This window comes from Clostridium grantii DSM 8605, assembly GCF_900129965.1.
Lineage (GTDB): Bacteria > Bacillota > Clostridia > Clostridiales > Clostridiaceae > Clostridium_AF > Clostridium_AF grantii.
The window spans coordinates 1-2,471 of the sequence record NZ_FQXM01000068.1 but is presented as its reverse complement, the minus strand read 5'-3'; the positions used below and the strand labels follow the sequence as shown (position 1 = coordinate 2,471).

2 protein-coding genes and 1 pseudogene are annotated in these 2,471 nt (G+C 26.3%); all 3 read right to left on the bottom strand.

Going from position 1 to position 2,471, the window contains the following annotated elements; translation table 11 throughout:
- Positions 1-247: 247 nt before the first annotated feature.
- Positions 248-790: pseudogene (locus BUB83_RS21780) on the bottom strand (AAA family ATPase); the annotation flags it as partial.
- 197 nt (positions 791-987) lie between these two features.
- Positions 988-1,515, bottom strand: coding sequence for a hypothetical protein (locus BUB83_RS20950; protein WP_073341024.1), 528 nt, complete (start codon positions 1,513-1,515; stop codon positions 988-990).
- Positions 1,516-1,653: 138 nt separating this feature from the next.
- On the bottom strand, positions 1,654-2,471 hold an 818-nt coding region (locus tag BUB83_RS22125; RefSeq protein ID WP_341465363.1), incomplete at its 5' end, for a hypothetical protein.

The window sequence follows — 2,471 nt, the reverse complement described above, 5'->3', positions numbered from 1 at the left end:
AAAGTTTTTCTAAGAAAAACCTCAATTTACAAACATTTAATTGTATCTAAAAGCATTTGATTTTTTTCATGTAAAATTCTTGACACTTCTCAAATGCTTTCTCTAGTTCATTATAATCCCCTGTTTTCTGACCTCGACAAATTGCATTTTATACTCTTCATTATACTTTTCGTCTATTCCTATTAGACTAAAAGCAAGTTCGCTGTTTCTATTTAAGTTTTTCTATTTGTTCTTCGTTATAACTTCATTAACAGAAAACTTGAAATATTTTCTTTGTTTTTTCATTTGACGTAATCACTTTTTCGTGAACTTCTTCACTCAAATTCTTATTTTTTCTAAAATCAAATATAATTAAGTAACCTTCATCAAGTTTATATTGTTCTAGATACTCTCCTAACTGCGTTAAACCTTTCTTATGATATTCTTCGCCATACCATTTTTTAAGTTCAACTATATACATGTTTTTTTCATAAGTTATTACTATATCAAATCTTCTTTCCTACGCTCCCTGCACTTCTTTAAATGCAAATCCGATTCCATTAATTATAGGGCTAATAAAAGCTAAAAATATAAGTCTTCCATCTGCTTCTAAAAAGGCTTCCCTCTTATGAGAATACTCCTTTTTCATGAATTCTTGAAATTTTAATAAAACTTTTTTAATATCTAAAGTTCCATTCTCTTTTATAAACTTAGATTTTTCATTATAAACTCCCATATCCAACGAAGTCTCTAATAATGAAGCCATATATGCATATATCCTTTGCTCATATATTCGATTATCAATTTTTATTTTCTTTCCTGTTCTATTCCTTCTTCTTTAGCCGTTTCTATTTCATTAATATTATCTATATATATTTTCTTTACTTTCTTTTTAAAATTCAAAACCTAAAAGTCCTACGCAATAAACTGCTTTTAATTTAAAATTTCATTCTCTCTTTTGTACTTGATCTTTTATTACTCAGCCCACTTGCAATGTTACAAATCTTTTTATTCAATCCTACTATTAGATCCCTTTTTTTTGAATAACTCATTTGATATCTTAACTGCATCTTCTCTATTTTCTGAAGGTGCTGAAATAATCCACCCATCTTTGTAATAAAAAGAAAAATTTTTATTTGATTCAGAAATTAGTATGTGCATACTTTCAAATTTTTCAGTTATATACAATAGACCAAAAATACCTTTAGTGGTTGGCCCAAACTCCTGTATAGCCATATTATGATTTCCAAACTCTAATAGATTATCTGAATAATTTAACCCAATATCGTCTACTAAAATTTGTCCTGAAAATTTATCAGAATTTCCAAATAATCCACGAACATATTTCCCTTTAATTTTTATACTACTGCTTTCTTCAATATTTATATTACCGCTTTGAAATTTTATACTATTATATACTATATCAACATCATACGGTTTCACTAAATAAAGATATATCCCTGAAATAACAAATAAAATAACTATTATTCCAATCAACACTTTAATATCCATGCTAAGTTTCTTTAATAAAATCATTATTATCTTCTCCTCCAATGAATACTAATACCCTAAATAAAAATGTATTTTTTTTCATTATCGATCTACTAAATATTGTTTTAGTAATCATAAAAAACAATATTTAGTAGCTGAATAGTTATTGATAATATTATAAGCTTAGTATCCTAAGTTTAAACCAGATCCAAACCAAGTATATTTGTTAACACTATATCTATCATATCTTTCAAAATACATTCCTTTATTATAATACCACTGATTATATACTTTTTTATCAAGACTATAATAATTATTACTAGTAAAATATGAAATCGGTGAGTATCCTTGTCCTATATTTCCATCTGCATCTGTTATATTATAAAACTTATAACTACCTCTTTCCCCGTACGCATACGTCTCATAACGCCACCCTACATTAGAATCATATGCATAAATACTTGTATGTCTTCTATATTTGTACTCAATTAGTTTAGCATCCCAATTATCACCTGAATTTGGTTCATAAGTTACCACTGGATTAGGAGTAATCGTTTGAGCAACTACGTATGCAGGACCTATAATTGTTTCAGCAATACTTGATGAAATATAGTCGCTAAAATTATTTATTACATCATCCCAATAATTACTTACACTGTATCCTGTTTTAACAAGCTTAGCACTTGATATATAATTAATATAAATTGTCTCATCTAAATATTTCTTATTGTTATATCCAGTATAATAATAATCATTTAACCAATACTTATTTACATAAGAAGCCGTAACTTCCTTAGTTTTTTCATCATTATTATTTTTAACTTTCTTAGGCGTATATAGCGAAAAAATGTTATTACTATTTTTTTTATTATTTTCTTTATCTTCTATTGCTTTATCTGATAAATCCAATAATGACTTTGCTAAATCGTCATTTACTTCATATTTTAAAATAACACCTTCTAGTTGTGTTCTCTTTAATAAATCAATTTTAATCTCTTTAA

Excerpts from the sequence above, each read along its gene's own strand:
- BUB83_RS20950 (WP_073341024.1), bottom strand. The coding sequence starts at position 1,515 with ATGATTTTATTAAAGAAACTTAGCATGGATATTAAAGTGTTGATTGGA.